Consider the following 17,920-nt stretch of genomic DNA (forward strand, 5'->3'; position numbering starts at 1 on the left):
TAATGCCAATCAGTATTTGGATCTTCTATAATAAAAACGTTGGTTTAAATTCGATAATAACGATTGCAGGGGCGTATTGAATGCGTCCGCTATAGGTTGTTCCTGTCGGGTAAATGCAATTCACCCTTGTTTTTTAATAAACCATACCCATTAATCAGTCATCTAAAAGCAAGCGGGACGGGATTGATTTCACCCACGGAAGATTGGTTTCTTTCAATGTTTTCCAGCTTTTCAGGCTCACCATCACCAAGTCTTGTTTCTTTAGGATGTCGCTATCTGACTAGTCCTATCTTCTGGCAAATCCAACCAAAAAGACGGACAAACATCAATATTACAATTATTTGTAATAAGAGAATAGCCACAGACCCCGTGGCTTCGCTAAATACGGACAGCGTGAAATTTTTCCAGGCCGAAAGCTGTGACGTAACTACTTCTAACTGACGATGTGCTTCAAGATTACTTTCTCCGAAAAAGAAAATAACATACATTATAATACATAAAACACCGATTACCGATATATAGTAAATGAGGTTTCTATATTTCTTCATGCAAGCAGATTCCCTTTTGTTTGACACAAAGATACATTATTTGAAATTAATCTTTCAAAAATAAAGTAAAAACAAGATTAACACTGATTATTTTTTTTATTTATTACCTTTGGACGATTTTTATTACTAAAATGCTATACAATGAATGAAGAACTGAAGCAAATAGGCTTGCGGCTAAAAGGCTTACGCGATGCGCTTGAACTTACACAAGAAGAAGTTGCTTCTTCCTGTAATATTTCGGTAGAAGATTATAAACTATATGAAGACGGGAAGAAGGACATTTCGATCAGCATCCTGAAAAACATTGCAGACAAATATAAGATCGACCTCAACACGCTTATGTTTGACGAAGAGCCGCACATGAGCAGTTATGCCCTGACCAGAAAAAACAAGGGATTGTCTATAAATCGTGTCGATGAATATGACTATCAGGCTTTGGCAAGTGGTTTTATAAACAGAAAAGCTGATATTTTTGTTGTAACGGCAAAACCCGAAAGCGAAGGCCATCCGATACATTTAAGCCAACATTCGGGGCAAGAGTTTTGCCTTGTATTCGAGGGTCGCTTGTTGATTCAGGTGAACGGAAAAGATTTGGTTCTGGAAGTTGGAGATAGTCTATACTTCGACCCTAGCCTGCCTCACGGAATGTTAGCGTTGGACGGGAAACCCGCCAAATTTCTTACAGTAATAGTATAATTTAACCAGACTCAAACGACACGGACGAATAATGTTAGAACGATTTTTAAAACAAACAACATACACATCAACTAATGATTTCAAGGAAAACTTTAAGATTGATGTACCCGAAAACTTCAATTTTGCTTACGATGTTGTAGACGAATGGGCAAAAACAGACCCGGATAAGATTGCCTTGCTTTGGACAAACGAACATGGCGAACACATCAACTTCACTTTCAGTGATATAAAGAAGCAAAGCGACAAAGCCGCCTCTTATTTCATGTCTTTAGGGATTGGCAAAGGTGACAAAGTGATGCTGATTCTTAAACGGAGGTATGAATTCTGGTTCGCAATACTGGGTTTACACAAAATCGGGGCAATAGCAATCCCCGCAACTCACCTGCTCACAAAAAAGGATATAATATACCGTAACAATGCGGCTGACATCAAGGCTATTGTTGTGGCTGACGAAAAACTCATTCAGCAACATGTAGATGAAGCTATGGCAGATTCTCCAAGTATTAAGCATCGCATAGCTTGCGGAAAAAATATACCGGAAGGATGGGATAGCTTCGACCAAGGCCTGGAAAATGCAATGCCTTTCGTTCGCCCCGAGAATGTGAATACGAACGAAGATATTATGCTCTTATACTTCACTTCGGGAACAACGGGAGAACCTAAAATGGTGATACACAACTACACGTATCCTCTTGGGCATATTGTCACAGCTAAGTTTTGGCACAATCTGCACGACAAGAGCATACACCTTACGGTTGCCGATACTGGTTGGGCAAAAGCAGTTTGGGGTAAGCTGTACGGACAGTGGATTGTGGGAGCTACCGTATTTGTTTACGACCATGACAAATTTAATGCTACAACATTTCTCGAATTGATAGAGAAACATAAAATAACATCATTCTGTGCGCCTCCTACTGTATACCGTTTCATGATCAGGGAAGATATGAGCAAATACAACCTCTCGTCTCTGGAATATTGTACAACGGCTGGAGAGGCACTCAACCCTTCTGTGTTTGAGGCATTTTATAAAGCAACAGGCATCAAAATGATGGAAGCATTTGGTCAGACGGAAACTATGCCCTCTATCATAACCTTTCCGTGGCTTGAGCCAAAACCGGGATCTATGGGTGTAATGAACCCTATGTACGATATGGATCTCGTTACTTCTGATGGACGGACAGCCGAAGATGGAGAACAGGGCGAGGTGATAATAAGAACTCCGAATGGCAAGAAACCATTAGGCGTGTTTATGGGTTATTATCATGATGAAGAATTGACCAACGAGGTATATTATGATAATATATATCATACGGGAGACGTTGCCTGGCGCGACGAAGACGGTTATTGCTGGTTTATAGGGCGTTTGGATGATGTGATAAAAAGTTCGGGGTATCGTATCGGGCCATTTGAGGTTGAAAGTGCCCTCATGACTCACCCAGCCGTAGTAGAATGTGCCATTACCGGAGTTCCCGACGAAATAAGAGGACAAGTGATTAAGGCTACAATCGTTTTATCTGCCGATTATAAAGACAAAGCCAATGACGCTTTGGTGAAAGAAATTCAAGATCATGTGAAAAATGTTACGGCTCCGTACAAATATCCACGAATAGTGGAGTTTGTGGACGAATTGCCCAAAACAATCAGCGGCAAGATTAAACGTGCGGAAATAAGAAAAAAATAATTTGTTGAACTACGAAATTTTGCGTACGCTTGTTCTTCAATTATTGTATCATAAACAACATCTGTCACTTTAGCTGTGACGGATGTTGTTGTTTTATACATATTGTTTAGTTCTGTTTTTCCGCCTGATTTCGGAAGGTGAGCTCCCTAAATTTTTAAGTCAAAATTCATTGAATACTTTCAATCCACTATCTTTATGCCCAGATTTGTCAGTAAACCCGAAAGTCCGTCTCGTGAAAATTTGGCGTTTTTCAATAAATTGGAACGGGGGTCTATGATGTAGTTATGCGCAGAAGAAAAATCAGCCCCTTTCAGGTTTGTCGATTCAAATATGGTATCGGTTAAGTCCGATTCGTTGAATTTCGCTTGCTCCAACATAGCTCCGGCAAAATCGACACCTTTCAGGCTACATTTCAGGAATGGAGTCTTCGGTATCTTCATTTCGGGGAAAGTGCTGTAATCGAGGATGCAATTGTAAAATCTCACATCGAACAAGAACTTGTTGCAGAAGTTGAATTTAACTCCCAGAATTTTACAATCTCTAAATTCTACGTTAGAAAACTGGCTTTCGGTCAATTTTGACATCGAAATATCACAACCCGTAAAGTTACATTCTATAAATTTGCAGGATGTGATGGCAATGTTCGATAAATTGCAATTTTTGAAAGTGCAATATTCAAATTCTTTAGAGTCAATCGATTCGGTGATATCTACTTTTTCAAATGTATCGTCTTGGTATGTTCTATTATCAAAGCTCATCATTTTTCCACTATATATTTAGAATAGTTTTTAAAAGAAGAAGAGCTTGATTTATAATTTCCCGAACTACCTTTCGGTACATATATCTTAAAATCTTCGGGCACACCGTTGAATACACCATAACCTATGTTAGGGGGGCGAGAACTTACCATTGTTACAGATTTCAGGTTTTTACAATTCCTAAAGGCATAATCTGAAATCATATTTATGGATGATGGAATCTTCACCGACTCAAAACCACAGTTTTCGAACATACTTACCGATAGAGAAGTAGAACAGTTTAAAGTAACCGATTTTAGACCGGTGCAATCTTTAAAAGTTTCTTTTTCAATCCACGTTACAGATGCAGGTAAAGTTATACTTGTTAAACTGGTACACCCCATGAAGGCTCCTTTTTTGATATATTTTACAGCAGGACCCATCTTTACACTTTTAAGACTGACACAGCCCTTAAAAGCCTCTGATTGAATATCTTTCACAGAGTTTGGAATAACTATAAACTTGAGGTTTTTGCAATAAGCAAAGGTTTCAAGACCAATCTTCTCTATTGAATTAGAAAGAGATATTGAATCGAGAGCTGAATTATAGAATGTCCTACCGTCCATATACGTAACCGAATTAGGTATTTCTATATAAGAAAAACCACTTCCGTTAAAAGCATTTACACCTATCGATGTCACAGAATTGGGTATGGTAATGGATTTCAACAAAGGACAAGCTGAAAATGCCTGAGCACCAATACTTTTTACGGTATTCGGAATGCTTACGTGTGTTAATTGCACGCCATTCGTAAATGCCCAATTGCCAATGTGTTCAATATCTGCAATATATATCTTTTTTGCAAAATGTGCCATTGCTCTTCTTGTAAATCCATTCTCCTTATATTTATAAAACGAATGCCATGGCGAATAATCTGCATTTGTGATGGCGGAATAATCTTTCATATTTCCGCTACCACTTATATACAATTCATTTTTACTGTTAATCTTCCATTTTATATTTCCATCAGTGCCACTCTTTTCGTCGGTAGGCACAGATATTGATTTTTCTTCCTGCCTGTTTTGCGTTACGGCAGCTATATCTCCTTGAACTTGTGGTGTACTTCCTATTTTTCCATATTTCTTAAAATTTTTCCAACCTTTTGCTCCTTTATAGGCTGCTTCACTTCCCTCAGGAACAATTATATTGCAAGTTTCGACAGGCGCCCCCATAAAAGTTTCGCTCATAAACTTCGATTTGGTTACGGGAGGAGTTGAGTTCTTGCTTATTAAGGTCTGCAAGTTGTCACATTTCATAATGATACTGCCATCAAGCCTTTCCACTAATTTACCCAGACTAAGAATTTTTAAACTCCGGCATCCATAAAAGGCATCTCCTTCTATAATTTTCACACCATCAGGTATTTCAATGGAAACAAGAGATGTGCAGTTATAAAAAGCATTCGAGCCGATTGTCACTAAAGTACTCGGCATTTCTACAGATGCAACAGATTCGCAACTTCTGAAAGCATATTTACCGATGTTGGTTACTCCCTCCGAAATGATAATTTTTCTTATTTTATCTTTATCGCTGTCCCAAGGTGCACTCGAAAGCAACTTATAATCCTTCATCTCTCCCGAACCATTAATAGTCAGAGTTCCATTTTCATCAAGATTCCACTTCACATCACCCGTAGTTCCATTCTGAGCGAAAGCACAAATAGATACTATTGTTATAAAAAATAAAAAGATAGTTCTCATTTATCTAATATTTAAAATTCAAATCACCATATTATCACAAATTTAGCATAAAAAACAAAAAATAAGTTGACTTTGTGTGAAATTTTAATTTCGATGATAACGATTGCCAAGAGCAAATAAACATTCGCCTGCATATTAACTAAACCCGTAGTGCATTTAGAAAATAAAAGATAACTAGCTGAAAAATAATATATATTTGCATTGTCATCCTGAGTAAAACGAAGGATCTGGATTGAAATACACAGATTTTTCACTTCGTTCAAAATGACAAAGCGGATATAAATCTTATAATAAATGAGTTAACATCAAACTCTTAAATGCACTACGGGTTAACTAGGTATTGAAATACAAATACCGTTTGGCATTATTTATTTATTTCTGTATTTCGTTCTATTTGCTTTTTTACTATCTTTGCCACGCGAAATAAATTATAAATGTAAACATATAAATAAGAATTACTTATGGCTACTACGGCTGATATAAGAAACGGAATGTGTATTGACATCGACGGTCAATATTTTGTAATTATCGAATTTTTGCACGTAAAACCCGGTAAAGGCGCAGCTTTTGTACGTACAAAAATGAGAAGTGTTACCACAGGACGTGTTCTTGAAAAAACATTCAATGCGGGAGTTAAACTTGACGAGGTGCGCATAGAAAGACGCCCTTATCAGTTCCTATATAAAGATGAAATGGGATACAATTTCATGAATACCGAAACATACGAGCAAATCTCTATTCCTGAAAATCAGATAGAAGGAGTTGCTTTCCTGAAAGAAGGAGATATGGTGGAAGTGCAGGTGCATGCCGAAACCGAAACTGTGTTGACTGCGGAGCTTCCTCAGAACGTTATCCTTGAAATTACATATACCGAGCCGGGTATAAAAGGTGATACGGCAACCAATGCGATGAAACCCGCAACGGTGGAAACAGGCGCCGAAGTTCGTGTTCCTCTGTTCATCAATGAAGGTGAAAAAATAAAAATTAACACAAAGGACGGTTCTTATGTGGAAAGAGTGAGAAGTTAAAACTTTCACACAAAATATATTAAAGAGCCGGACGATCATTTGTTCGGCTTTTTCTGTTTTTATAGTATTTATGTATAATTAAATGCTCATAACAATACAATTTTCTCTAATTATTGTACTTTTATGGCATTAATTTATATCGACGGAGATGGCACAGGTAGAGGCAAAAGGTAAAAGATCAGAAGGTATTTCCCTAACACAATACAGACAGTTTTTCTTGGCATTGAAAAACAACCTCTCGCCGGAGGAAATTGAGAAATTGAAAAAATATGTTTATCCCGTAATAAAAAAAGATGCGAAAACAGGCGTTACGGACGAATACGGATTCAATATTTCGGATGTGAGTGTTAATACAACCCTCATTGTGGTAAACGAAATGGGACTGAAAAATACATCCATTCTGGCCATAATGCTATATTTTTCAATCATATCCAATCCTGACAAAGAAGCTGAAGTTTGCAAACACTTCGACCCCGATGTCATGACCATTGTCAATGGCTTGAAAAAAGTAAGGAATCTGGATTCAAATCAGCCGACACTTGGATCTGACAACTATTTGCGCCTTCTGTTGTCGTTTGCCGAAGACATGCGGGTCATTCTCATTATGATAGCCAACAGGCTGTTTCTGATGAGATCGGCGAAACAATTGGATGAAAAATTCCGCTTAAGGCTTGCCTTGGAAGTTTCGTATCTGTATACACCATTGGCTCACAAATTGGGGTTGTATAAAGTAAAGTCGGAACTGGAAGATTTATATCTGAAATATACCGACAGGGAATCGTACGATTACATTTCCCGAAAAATAAACGAAAGTAAGGAATCTCGTGACAAATATATAGCCGAATTTATTGCCCCGATTGATAAAATGCTTAAAAACACAGGGTTGAAGTATGATATAAAAGGGCGCACCAAGTCTATATTTTCCATCAATAATAAATTGAAAAAACAAAAAATAGACTTTGAGTCTATTTATGACTTATTTGCCATACGAATCGTTTTAGATTCGAGTATGGAGAAAGAAAAATCGGAATGCTGGCAGGTCTATTCCATTGTGACGGACTTATATCAGCCCAACCCGAAACGGATGAAAGACTGGTTGTCGATACCCAAAACCAATGGATACGAATCGCTGCATACCACCGTTATGGGGCAAGACTCCCGATGGGTAGAAGTCCAGATCAGAACCAAAAGAATGGACGAAATAGCCGAGCGTGGACTGGCGGCACATTGGAAATACAAAGGGGTGAAAAGTCAATCGAATCTGGATGACTGGTTGACAAACCTGAGGGAAACCCTTGAAAACAGAAACCTAAATGTAACCGAAAAGCTAGAAGATTTTAAGCTCGACTTATACGACGAAGAAATATATGTCTTCACACCCAAAGGTGATTTGCACAAATTGCCCAAAGGCGCAACAGTACTCGATTTTGCCTTTTCCATACATTCGAAGGTCGGTTCTACGTGTACTTCCGGAAAACTGATTAAAGGAGATAAAACGAAGATCGTTTCCATTCGTCACAGACTCAATAATGGGGATGTGATTGAAATAATAACCTCACCCAATCAAACCCCGAAACGTGATTGGCTGAACTCTGTAACCACGTCGAAGGCAAGGAATAAGATTCGCCAAAGTTTGAAAGAAGAGGCGAATAAGCAAGTCGATTATGCCAAGGAATTGTTGAAAAGGCGGTTCAAAAATCGGAAAATAGAAGAAGACGAGGGTGTCTTAATGCGTCTGATAAAGAAAATGGGGTACAAAACTGTGACCGATTTTTATCAAGCCATTGCAGACGAATCGCTGGACGTTAACCATGTGATAGATGGTTATGCGGAACTGGAGAAAAAAGAGGCTGATGTCAGGGATAAGCACGATGTTGTCAGTGCAGAGGAGTTTGTTATGCACCCTGCCGAGCAAACAGATATGGCGGCAAAGGCTACCGACGAACTGATTATTGATAAAGACTTGACAGGTATTGATTATCAATTGGCAAAATGCTGTAACCCAATATACGGAGATGAAATTTTCGGCTTTGTGTCGTCGCATGGAATCAAAATTCACAGGAGCAACTGCCCCAATGCCCACGATATGTTTTCTCGCTTTGCCTATCGGGTTATCCCTGCCCGTTGGTCGGGAAAATTTGGTTCGGCATATACCGTGACCTTACGTGTTGTGGGTCAGGACGATATTGGTATTGTAACCAACCTCACATCAATCATATCGAAAGAAAACGGCGTTTTGTTACGATCAATCAATATAGAATCGAATGATGGTATATTTCAAGGCAACCTGTCTGTCACACTGAATAATACGCAAGTATTGGATGGATTGATGAAGAAAATGAAGACGGTGAAAGGTGTAAAGCAAATTACCCGGCTCATGTAGCTTTCAATTTCGCAGATAGCATTAAGGAGTAATGCTATCTGCGAAGTTTCACATAATCAACCGTATGATTTTTTGTTTTGTGTATTATCAGGCTGGCTCGTTCACGCGTGGGAAGAATGTTTTTCCTCAGGTTTTTCCTGTTTATTTCCCTCCATGCAGTTTTTGCCATCTTTTCGGCCTGATTTTCAGGCAATTGGGCAAATGAGTGAAAATAAGATTTCGGATCGGTAAAGGCTCCTTGCCTGAACTTCATAAAACGGGAAATATACCACTCTTCCAGTAATTCTTCGTCGGCATCCACATAAATCGAAAAATTCACAAAGTCGGATACAAATACACGAGGTTTACTCTGGGGATAGTCCATACCGCTCTGCAATACATTCAAGCCTTCAATTATCAGTATATCAGGCTGTTTTATAACCTCTTGCTCATTCTTTACAATGTCATAAGTCAGGTGGGAATAAACGGGAGCCGTCACTTCCGGTTTTCCCGACTTTATGTCCATCACAAATTGCAACAAACCATGTATATCGTAAGATTCGGGGAAACCTTTCTTCAGCATTATACCCTTTTCTTCCAAAATGGCATTGGGGTATAGAAAACCATCGGTTGTGATAAGTGCTACATTGTTATGTTCTTTCTGCCGGCTAAGCAAAGCCTGCATAACACGTGCCGTAGTACTTTTTCCTACCGAGACGCTTCCTGCAATACTGATAATGAAGGGAACCTTCTTGTTTTCCTCGCCCAGAAACTTCATTGTTGCCGTTTGACGGCTTGTGGTTGCATCTACATAATAGCTGAGCAACCGGGACAAAGGAAGATAGATTTCTTCCACATCATCTATTGAGATTTCTTCGTTGATACCCTTTAATTCACTCAAGTCTTCTTCTGTCAGTGTGAGTGGCTCGGATTTACGAAGGGCAGCCCACTTATCACGAGTAAACGTCATGTATGGACTGTCAGGTACTGAATTCATATAGTATTCTAAATTATAGAGATTCGAGCATTCTTTTTATAACAGTCTGGGCAGAGATCTCCCTGTTTGCCGCTTCCGGTATCACAATGGATCGAGGACTTTCAATCACGTCGTCAGTCACGATCATATTGCGCCTAACCGGCAGGCAATGCATGAAATAGGCATCGTTAGTCAGAGCCATTTTTTCAGAAGAAATAGTCCAGCTACGATCTTTACTCAATATTTTACCGTAGTTGGGATCTGTGTATGCCGCCCAATTCTTTGCATAAACAAAGTCGGCTCCGGCTAAAGCCTTATCCTGATCGTATTCAACTTTAGCTCCCCTAACAAACTTAGGGTCAAGCTCATATCCTTCGGGATGTGTGATAACAAAATCGACATTCGCTTCATTCATAAAATCGGCGAAAGAATTAGGCACGGCCTGAGGCAACGCCTTAGGATGGGGAGCCCACGTGAGCACTACTTTCGGACGATTTGTTTTTTTATATTCTTCAATCGTAATCAGGTCGGCAAATGCTTGCAGAGGATGCCCCGTTGCGGCTTCCATGCTGAAAACAGGTTTACCTGAGTATTGTATAAACTGATTCAATATGGTTTCGTTGTAGTCGTATTCTTTATTTTCGAATTGTGCAAATGCACGTACACCAATAAGATCGCAATAAGAACCCATCACAGGAATGGCTTCGAGAATATGCTCCGTCTTATCGCCATCCATAATGACACCTCTTTCGGTTTCCAACTTCCAGGCTCCCTGATTGATGTCAAGAACTATGGTGTTCATACCCAGATTCATCCCTGCTTTTTGAGTACTCAGCCGAGTGCGGAGGCTTGAATTGAAAAAGACCATCAACAGGGTCTTGTTTTCGCCAAGGTGCTTGTATGCATACCTGTTTTTCTTTATTTCAAGGGCTTCCTTTACGGCGAGATTCAAATCGCCCAGATCTTTGACGTTGGTGTATGTTCTCATTCGTTTTCTATTTATGTAATCGGAGACAAATTTAGTTTTTTATGTTGAATGGTTATAATTAAAAAGAATCATTCTTCCGAATGATCCTTCTTAATTCTTTTCCTGTCGTATATTTTTTTGCTTTTATGCACTTTAGTGACAGAAGACCAACCAATAGAAGACTCCATCTGAATGTCTCTATTGGCTTTCTTCACTGCTTTTATATAATCCTGAACAGTTATTTTTGTCTTTTTCTTATTTCTATTCTTCTTCATTAAGTTTAAATTAAAGCATCCAAAAGGTTTGTAGCCTTTATGGATTTCGGGTTTGCCCGTTGCCGTCGACAATCCATTTATAGCTGCACAACTCATTGAGAGCCATCGGACCACGTGCATGAAGTTTTTGTGTGCTGATACCTATCTCAGCCCCCATGCCAAATTGTGCGCCATCGGTGAATGCCGTTGAAGCATTTGCATAAACGCATGCGGCGTCAACAAGCGATTGGAAGAGTTGAACGGCCGATTCGTCGTCGGCAATTATAGCTTCACTGTGCTTCGATCCGTATTCAGTTATATGGTCTATGGCTTCATTGATGCTGTAAACTGTTTTTATTGCCATTTTATAATCAAGAAATTCGGTTCCGAAATCTTCTGTAACAGCCTCTTTCAGAAGATTTTCAGGATATTTTCCTTTCAGTTCTTCAAAGGCATATTTATCGGCGTAAATGGTTACATTATCGTTCTTCAGTTCTTCGCAAATATAATATAAGTCAGGCAACCTATCTTTGTCTACAATGAGGCAATCTAATGTGTTACATACACTTACCCGGCGAGTTTTTGAGTTATAGACAATGTTTCTGGCAAAATCTTTATTGCCACTGCTATGCACATAAGTGTGACACACGCCTGCACCTGTTTCTATCACAGGTATACGGGCATTTTCACGAACAAAATTTATCAGCGATTGACCTCCACGGGGAATAATTACATCCACATATTCACGTGCGCCGAGAAGTTCCTTTACTGCCTCTTTGTCATTAGATAGCAAGACACAAATGTTTGGATTCAAACCATGTTCGTCAAGCACGTTACGGATAATTTCTACAATTGCCCGATTAGAAAAATAGGCATCCGAACCACCTTTCAGCACACAAGCATTTCCCGATTTGAAACACAATGAAAACACATCGAAACAAACATTCGGGCGTGCTTCGAAAATTATACCGATTACTCCGAACGGGACTGCTTTTTTTGTCAGGTGAAGGCCATTCGGCAAAGTCTTTTCTTCCAAGATCCGTCCGGCAGGACCGGGCAGGGATACAACATTGCGAATGTCGCTAACTATCCCCTTGATACGATCTTCCGTAAGTTTCAACCTGTCGTATTTCGGGTTTTCCTTATCCATGCGTTGAAGATCTTTCGAATTTTCTTCAAGGATGTAAAAGATTTTTGACTCGGTTTCCTTTGCAATGGCTTCAAGAATGTTGTTAATTTCTTCTTCCTTCAACAAAATCAGGCTGCGGCTTGCTACCTGTGCTGCTTCTAACAGTTGTTTGGTGTCATCGTCCATTTTAGTAATTTATTTATCTATGTATAAGTAATCGTAGTGTATTATTGGTTTAACATTACTTTTTCCTATCAATTCGCTCACTTTCGTGCTGTTAAACGAACTTTTTCCAATGCCTATCTGATTGCCTTTTTCATCAAAAATACGCACGATATCGTCTTCTTCAAAATTACCTGAGATTTTTGTTATCCCAACCGGTAACAAACTCACCGCCTTATCGCCCATGAGAACAAGTCTGGCACACTCATTCACATGAATTTCGCCTTTCGCAAAACTATCCGAGTGTGCTATCCATTTTTTCACGTTCGACATTTCTTTCGATGAAGCCTTGAAACGAGTGCAAACTATTTCTTTATCCGAAAGCAAATCAATGAGGATATTGTCTTTTTTTCCGTTTGCTATAATCACTTCAATGCCTTCTTCGGCAATCTTCCGGGCTATGTTGTACTTTGTTTGCATACCGCCCCTTCCGGCAGTCGACTTCGAAGTTTGTATGAATTCTTCTATTTTGTCTTTTTTCGTATCAACAACTTCTATCACCCGGGAATCAGGATTGTCAGGGTGTCCGTTGTATATTCCATCAATATTACTCAATATAATCAGTTTGTTGCAATTCATCATTGCCGCCACCAATCCCGATAGTTCGTCATTATCCGTAAACATCAACTCGTTAACGGATATTGCATCATTTTCGTTTACGATGGGAATAATATCATTTTCGAGCATCACAGACATACAATTTCGCTGATTCAGGTAATGCCTGCGTGTAGAAAAATCTTCTTTTGTTGCCAAAACTTGTCCACAAACTAAATTATGATGACTGAAAAGTGTAAGGTATTGACTGATAAGCCTTACCTGACCCACCGCCGAATAGAGCTGACGTGCTGAGACAACATCCGTTATTTTATTTTTGGGTCGGATAGAGGTTTTACCCGCAGCAACAGCCCCCGAAGATATCAGTATGACTTCTATTTTCGATTTGCGCAGTTCTGCAATCTGGTCTACCAGAGCCGACATTCTTGTCACATCCAGCGTTCCATCCTTTCGGGTGAGTACGTTGCTTCCTATCTTGATAGCAATTCGTCGGAGTTCTTTTGTTTTAGCTTTCATAATGATTAAACGAGCATCACAAAGTTAATTATTTTGTAAGAACCCGCAAAAAAGTAAGCACAAAAGGCATCCATAAAGAATGCCTTCCGGGTTTTAATTTAAATATCTTTTCTCCCAAAAAAGTTTTGAGGTCATAATCAGATTATCAATTATTCGTATTCGTTCCACGCCTTGATCTCGATATCATCTACATTCATTTTGCAAAAGGCTTGTATAAATGCGCTCGCAAGACGTGAATTCGTGAGCAAAGGTATATTAAAATCAATAGAAGCTCGGCGAATTTTGTACCCGTTATTCAACTCGCTGGAAGTGAAATTTTTAGGAATATTCACTACCATGTCTATTTCTTTGTTGCGAATCATCTCTAAAGCACTCGGCTTTTTATCCTCCGACGGCCAATAAACTTGCGTAGACGGAACACCATTTTCTTCGAGAAATTTCTGTGAACCACCCGTAGCATATAGTTCATACCCTTTACGGTGCAATAAGCGGGCAGCTTCCAACAGTTCAACTTTCGACTTTGCAGGCCCTGTCGAGAACAACACCGTCTTCTTCGGGATGCGATAACCAACCGAAAGCATCGACTTTAGCATAGCATCGTAGAAATTATCACCTATACATCCCACTTCTCCTGTGGAAGCCATGTCGACACCTAGAACAGGGTCGGCTTTTTGCAGGCGGGAGAACGAAAACTGCGAAGCCTTAATGCCCACATAGTCGAAATCGAACTCATTTTTGTTAGGTCTTTCCACATGCTTTCCGAGCATAACTTGTGTTGCCAAATCAATGAAGTTGATCTTCAAAACCTTAGACACAAAAGGAAACGAGCGTGACGCCCGAAGGTTACACTCTATCACTTTGATATCGTTATTCTTAGCCAGAAATTGCATATTGAAAGGTCCTGATATCTGTAATTCCTGTGCTATTTTCCGGGCAATTTTTTTCACCTGCCTCACAGTTTCTACATAAAGCCTCTGCGCCGGAAACTGTATTGTCGCATCTCCTGAGTGAACTCCCGCAAACTCAACATGTTCCGATATTGCATACATCACAATCTCCCCTTTGTTGGCAACTGCATCAATTTCTATTTCTTTTGCATTTTCTATAAATTCAGTCACCACAACAGGATGTTTTTTAGAAACTTCGGCAGCCAGTCCCAGAAAGTTTTCCAACTCTTCATCATTAGAGCAGACATTCATCGCAGCACCCGAAAGCACATAAGATGGACGAATCAAAACCGGATAACCTACATCTGCAACAAAATCTTTAATATCGGACAGAGTTGAAAGTTCTTTCCATCGGGGTTGGTCAACCCCTATCCTATCCAGCATACTCGAAAACTTGTGCCTGTCTTCCGCATTATCAATGCTCTGTGCGGTTGTTCCCAGAATGTTCACTTTTGCTTCATCCAAACGGATAGCTAAGTTGTTGGGTATCTGCCCGCCAACCGACAGAATCACCCCATGAGGATTTTCCAGTTCTATGATGTCCATCACTCTTTCGTAGGTCAGCTCGTCGAAGTAGAGGCGGTCGCACATATCGTAATCGGTAGATACCGTTTCGGGGTTGTAGTTGATCATCACCGAGCGATACCCCTCCTTACGTATTGTTTGCAAGGCATTTACCGAGCACCAGTCGAATTCTACGGACGAACCTATACGGTATGCTCCCGAACCTAAAACAACAACGGAACGATGGTCGCCCAGATATTTTACATCGTTGGCCGTTCCGTTATAGGTTAAGTATAAATAATTTGTCTGAGCCGGATATTCTGCCGCCAAAGTATCTATTTGTTTCACAACCGGAACTATTCCGTTCCGCTTTCTTATTGCCCTGACTTCAGGAACGATATTGTCTATCAATGATGGTTCCTTGCAAATGGTTTTGGCAATCTGAAAATCGGAGAAGCCCATTTGTTTGGCTGATCGAAGCAGTTGAAGTGGCAGTGATTGTATATCATCAAAACTTTTCAATTCTTCCGAACACTTGTATATGTAATGCAATTTTTGCAAAAACCATCGGTCTATCTTGGTCAGATCGTGTATCTTATCTATATCATAACCTTTCTCAAACGCCTGATAAATAAAGAATATACGCTTATCGGTGGGGTTTGTCAGTTCTCCGTCAATATTTTCTGTTTCAAGGGCTTTATTCCCTGTGAATCCATGCATACCTATATTCAACATGCGAAGGCCTTTTTGAATGGCTTCTTCAAATGTCCGTCCGATTGCCATAATTTCACCAACGGATTTCATGCTCGAACCGATTTCTTTAGATACTCCATGAAATTTACCCAAATCCCAACGAGGAATTTTCACCACAATATAGTCCAGAGCCGGTTCAAAAAATGCGCTGGTACTTTTAGTTACAGAATTTTTCAGTTCAAACAAGCCATAACCAAGTCCTAATTTTGCCGCAACAAACGCTAAAGGATAGCCTGTTGCTTTCGATGCCAAAGCCGAAGAACGGCTGAGACGTGCGTTCACTTCTATCACCCTGTAATCTTCCGATTCGGGGTCGAAAGCATATTGAACGTTACATTCGCCCACAATGCCGATGTGACGGACAATGCGAATGGCTATCTCACGCAATTTGTGGTATTCCGAGTTTGTTAATGTCTGCGATGGCGCAACAACGATGCTCTCGCCTGTATGGATTCCGAGAGGATCGAAGTTTTCCATATTGCAGACAGTCATGCAGTTATCGTATTTGTCCCGTACAACTTCGTATTCTATTTCTTTCCAGCCTTTCAACGATTTTTCGACAAGCAATTGCGATGAATATGATAAGGCTTTATCGGCCAATGCCCTCAGTTCCTGCTCGTCATTGCAAAACCCGGAACCCAATCCGCCCAAAGCATAAGCCGCACGCACAATGATGGGGTAACCCAGTTCGTCGGCTGCTTTCACGGCATCTTCAATGCTGCCCACAGCCATACTCTTGATGGTTTTTACATCTATCTGGTCTAGTTTCTTCACAAAAAGCTCACGGTCTTCCGTGTCCATAATCGCCTGAACAGGAGTACCCAACACTCTCACGTTGTATTTATCCAGAATACCCGATTCGAAAAGCTGAACGCCGCAGTTCAACGCCGTTTGCCCTCCGAAAGCAAGCAAAATGCCTTCCGGTTTTTCTTTTTTAATCACTTTCTCTACAAAGTAAGGAGTGATTGGCAAGAAATATATTTTGTCGGCACTGCCTTCCGATGTTTGAACGGTTGCGATATTCGGATTTATCAGTATCGTTTCGATACCCTCTTCTTTCAAGGCTTTCAATGCCTGCGAACCGGAATAGTCGAACTCTCCCGCCTCACCTATTTTCAGAGCTCCCGAACCAAGTACCAGTACCTTTTTTATATTTATATCCATGATGTGATAATTTTTTTAGAGTTTCTCAATAAACAAGTCGAACAAAAAGTCTGTGTCAGTGGGGCCACTGGCGGCTTCGGGGTGAAACTGTGCCGAAAAGAACGGCTTTGTTTTATGCTTGATTCCTTCGTTTGTTCCATCATTCAGATTCAGAAACAGGGGTTCCCATTCTTCACCCAGCGAAGCATTGGATACTGCAAAGCCATGATTTTGCGAGGTGATGAAACACCGCTCTGTGCCCACCATCCTGACAGGCTGGTTATGGCTGCGATGCCCGTATTTCAGTTTATATGTTGTGGCTCCTCCCGCTTTCGAAAGAAGCTGGTTCCCCATGCAAATTCCGCAGATTGGCTTGTCATTTTGCATCGCTTTTCGGATATTTTGTACTGTTATCTCGCAAAAATCAGGATTTCCGGGACCGTTCGATATAAACAATCCGTCATATTCTATCTGCGAAATATCATAATCCCACGGTACACGTATCAGCGTGATATCCCGTTTCAGAAGGCAACGCAATATGTTATGTTTCACGCCACAATCTATCAAGACCACTCGTTTTTCTCCGTTTCCGTATGTGATAACTTCCTTACAACTGGCCTTAGCTACCTGATTTTCAAGATTCGGGTCGATAAAATCTATTTCGTTTTCATCAGCAAAGACGATTTTACCTTTCATCGAACCTTTTTCACGAAGCAATTTGGTCAACTCGCGGGTGTCTATCCCGTATATTCCGGGAACGCCGCTTTCTTTGAGCCATTCGCCAAGGCTTTTTTGGGCATTCCAATGCGAATATTCGTGAGAATAATCGGAGATGATCAGTCCACGGACTTGAATTTTTTCCGACTCATAAAAATTTGAGATCCCGTTGGTAAAGGTGTTTTCGGGAACGCCATAGTTTCCAACAAGGGGGAATGTCACTGTAAGGATTTGCCCCAGATAGGAAGGATCGGTAAGGCTTTCGGGATAACCAACCATTGCCGTGTTGAATACAACTTCTCCGGCTGCCGGTGTTTCTGCACCGAACGATCTTCCTTCGAAGATTGTACCATCATCAAGAATCAGTCGAACAGGTTTGTCTGCATGCATTTTGCGATAGAATTATTATTGTTTGACAAATGATT

14 protein-coding genes are annotated in these 17,920 nt (G+C 40.2%); 4 read left to right on the plus strand and 10 right to left on the minus strand.

What is annotated here, in order from left to right; all coding sequences use genetic code 11:
• Window positions 1-272: 272 nt before the first annotated feature.
• Window positions 273-548 (minus strand): hypothetical protein, encoded by a 276-nt coding sequence (locus tag D0T56_RS06270; protein WP_163319286.1) that lies wholly within the window; start codon window positions 546-548, stop codon window positions 273-275.
• 141 nt (window positions 549-689) lie between these two features.
• Here D0T56_RS06270 and D0T56_RS06275 point away from each other — a divergent pair, with 141 nt between their 5' ends.
• On the plus strand, window positions 690-1,244 hold the full coding sequence (locus D0T56_RS06275; protein WP_163319287.1) for a helix-turn-helix domain-containing protein: 555 nt from the start codon (window positions 690-692) through the stop codon (window positions 1,242-1,244).
• 31 nt (window positions 1,245-1,275) lie between these two features.
• Window positions 1,276-2,925, plus strand: a complete 1,650-nt coding sequence (locus tag D0T56_RS06280) for an AMP-binding protein (RefSeq protein ID WP_163319288.1) — start codon at window positions 1,276-1,278, stop codon at window positions 2,923-2,925.
• A 179-nt stretch (window positions 2,926-3,104) separates the two neighbouring features.
• On the opposite strand, the gene D0T56_RS06285 is transcribed toward D0T56_RS06280, so the two are convergent.
• Both D0T56_RS06285 and D0T56_RS06290 read right to left on the minus strand, forming a co-directional pair.
• Window positions 3,105-3,686, minus strand: a complete 582-nt coding sequence (locus D0T56_RS06285; RefSeq protein ID WP_255491077.1) for a pentapeptide repeat-containing protein — start codon at window positions 3,684-3,686, stop codon at window positions 3,105-3,107.
• Window positions 3,683-5,422 (minus strand): leucine-rich repeat domain-containing protein, encoded by a 1,740-nt coding sequence (locus tag D0T56_RS06290; RefSeq protein ID WP_163319289.1) that lies wholly within the window; start codon window positions 5,420-5,422, stop codon window positions 3,683-3,685. The genes D0T56_RS06285 and D0T56_RS06290 overlap by 4 nt, the downstream gene beginning before the upstream one ends.
• Before the next feature lie 461 nt (window positions 5,423-5,883).
• Here D0T56_RS06290 and efp point away from each other — a divergent pair, with 461 nt between their 5' ends.
• Complete coding sequence (efp, locus tag D0T56_RS06295; protein WP_163319290.1) at window positions 5,884-6,450, plus strand: elongation factor P; 567 nt, start codon at window positions 5,884-5,886, stop codon at window positions 6,448-6,450.
• A 148-nt stretch (window positions 6,451-6,598) separates the two neighbouring features.
• A complete protein-coding gene (locus tag D0T56_RS06300) occupies window positions 6,599-8,833 on the plus strand; it encodes a bifunctional (p)ppGpp synthetase/guanosine-3',5'-bis(diphosphate) 3'-pyrophosphohydrolase (RefSeq protein WP_163319291.1) in 2,235 nt (744 codons plus the stop codon).
• Window positions 8,834-8,867: 34 nt separating this feature from the next.
• Here D0T56_RS06300 and coaA read toward each other — a convergent pair whose 3' ends face one another.
• The 7 genes from coaA to carA all read right to left on the minus strand — a co-directional run bounded on the left by coaA (window position 8,868) and on the right by carA (window position 17,885).
• The gene (coaA, locus tag D0T56_RS06305) at window positions 8,868-9,809 is read right to left on the minus strand and encodes a type I pantothenate kinase (RefSeq protein WP_163319292.1); all 942 of its coding nucleotides are present in this window, start codon (window positions 9,807-9,809) and stop codon (window positions 8,868-8,870) included.
• A 13-nt stretch (window positions 9,810-9,822) separates the two neighbouring features.
• Window positions 9,823-10,776 (minus strand): N-acetylornithine carbamoyltransferase, encoded by a 954-nt coding sequence (locus tag D0T56_RS06310; protein ID WP_163319293.1) that lies wholly within the window; start codon window positions 10,774-10,776, stop codon window positions 9,823-9,825.
• Window positions 10,777-10,844: 68 nt separating this feature from the next.
• Window positions 10,845-11,030, minus strand: a complete 186-nt coding sequence (locus tag D0T56_RS06315) for a hypothetical protein (RefSeq protein ID WP_163319294.1) — start codon at window positions 11,028-11,030, stop codon at window positions 10,845-10,847.
• Between the two features lie 37 nt (window positions 11,031-11,067).
• On the minus strand, window positions 11,068-12,324 hold the full coding sequence (locus tag D0T56_RS06320) for a glutamate-5-semialdehyde dehydrogenase (RefSeq protein WP_163319295.1): 1,257 nt from the start codon (window positions 12,322-12,324) through the stop codon (window positions 11,068-11,070).
• Between the two features lie 9 nt (window positions 12,325-12,333).
• Window positions 12,334-13,431 (minus strand): glutamate 5-kinase, encoded by a 1,098-nt coding sequence (proB, locus tag D0T56_RS06325; RefSeq protein WP_163319296.1) that lies wholly within the window; start codon window positions 13,429-13,431, stop codon window positions 12,334-12,336.
• A gap of 149 nt (window positions 13,432-13,580) precedes the next feature.
• Window positions 13,581-16,799: a carbamoyl-phosphate synthase (glutamine-hydrolyzing) large subunit gene (gene carB, locus D0T56_RS06330; protein ID WP_255491080.1), complete on the minus strand. Its 3,219-nt coding sequence runs from the start codon at window positions 16,797-16,799 to the stop codon at window positions 13,581-13,583.
• 15 nt (window positions 16,800-16,814) lie between these two features.
• On the minus strand, window positions 16,815-17,885 hold the full coding sequence (gene carA / locus D0T56_RS16715; RefSeq protein WP_255491081.1) for a glutamine-hydrolyzing carbamoyl-phosphate synthase small subunit: 1,071 nt from the start codon (window positions 17,883-17,885) through the stop codon (window positions 16,815-16,817).
• Window positions 17,886-17,920: the final 35 nt, after the last annotated feature.

Source organism: Dysgonomonas sp. 520 (assembly GCF_010501095.1).
Classification (GTDB): domain Bacteria; phylum Bacteroidota; class Bacteroidia; order Bacteroidales; family Dysgonomonadaceae; genus QVMP01.

What these genes read in the sequence shown, in the direction of transcription:
- D0T56_RS06280 (WP_163319288.1), top strand. Translation starts at nt 1,276, where the DNA reads ATGTTAGAACGATTTTTAAAACAAACAACATACACATCAACTAATGAT.
- carB (WP_255491080.1), bottom strand. Translation starts at nt 16,799, where the DNA reads ATGGATATAAATATAAAAAAGGTACTGGTACTTGGTTCGGGAGCTCTG.
- efp (WP_163319290.1), top strand. Translation starts at nt 5,884, where the DNA reads ATGGCTACTACGGCTGATATAAGAAACGGAATGTGTATTGACATCGAC.
- D0T56_RS06300 (WP_163319291.1), top strand. Translation starts at nt 6,599, where the DNA reads ATGGCACAGGTAGAGGCAAAAGGTAAAAGATCAGAAGGTATTTCCCTA.
- D0T56_RS06275 (WP_163319287.1), top strand. Translation starts at nt 690, where the DNA reads ATGAATGAAGAACTGAAGCAAATAGGCTTGCGGCTAAAAGGCTTACGC.
- D0T56_RS06285 (WP_255491077.1), bottom strand. Translation starts at nt 3,686, where the DNA reads ATGATGAGCTTTGATAATAGAACATACCAAGACGATACATTTGAAAAA.
- D0T56_RS06310 (WP_163319293.1), bottom strand. Translation starts at nt 10,776, where the DNA reads ATGAGAACATACACCAACGTCAAAGATCTGGGCGATTTGAATCTCGCC.
- D0T56_RS06270 (WP_163319286.1), bottom strand. Translation starts at nt 548, where the DNA reads ATGAAGAAATATAGAAACCTCATTTACTATATATCGGTAATCGGTGTT.
- proB (WP_163319296.1), bottom strand. Translation starts at nt 13,431, where the DNA reads ATGAAAGCTAAAACAAAAGAACTCCGACGAATTGCTATCAAGATAGGA.
- coaA (WP_163319292.1), bottom strand. Translation starts at nt 9,809, where the DNA reads ATGAATTCAGTACCTGACAGTCCATACATGACGTTTACTCGTGATAAG.
- carA (WP_255491081.1), bottom strand. Translation starts at nt 17,885, where the DNA reads ATGCATGCAGACAAACCTGTTCGACTGATTCTTGATGATGGTACAATC.
- D0T56_RS06315 (WP_163319294.1), bottom strand. Translation starts at nt 11,030, where the DNA reads ATGAAGAAGAATAGAAATAAGAAAAAGACAAAAATAACTGTTCAGGAT.
- D0T56_RS06320 (WP_163319295.1), bottom strand. Translation starts at nt 12,324, where the DNA reads ATGGACGATGACACCAAACAACTGTTAGAAGCAGCACAGGTAGCAAGC.
- D0T56_RS06290 (WP_163319289.1), bottom strand. Translation starts at nt 5,422, where the DNA reads ATGAGAACTATCTTTTTATTTTTTATAACAATAGTATCTATTTGTGCT.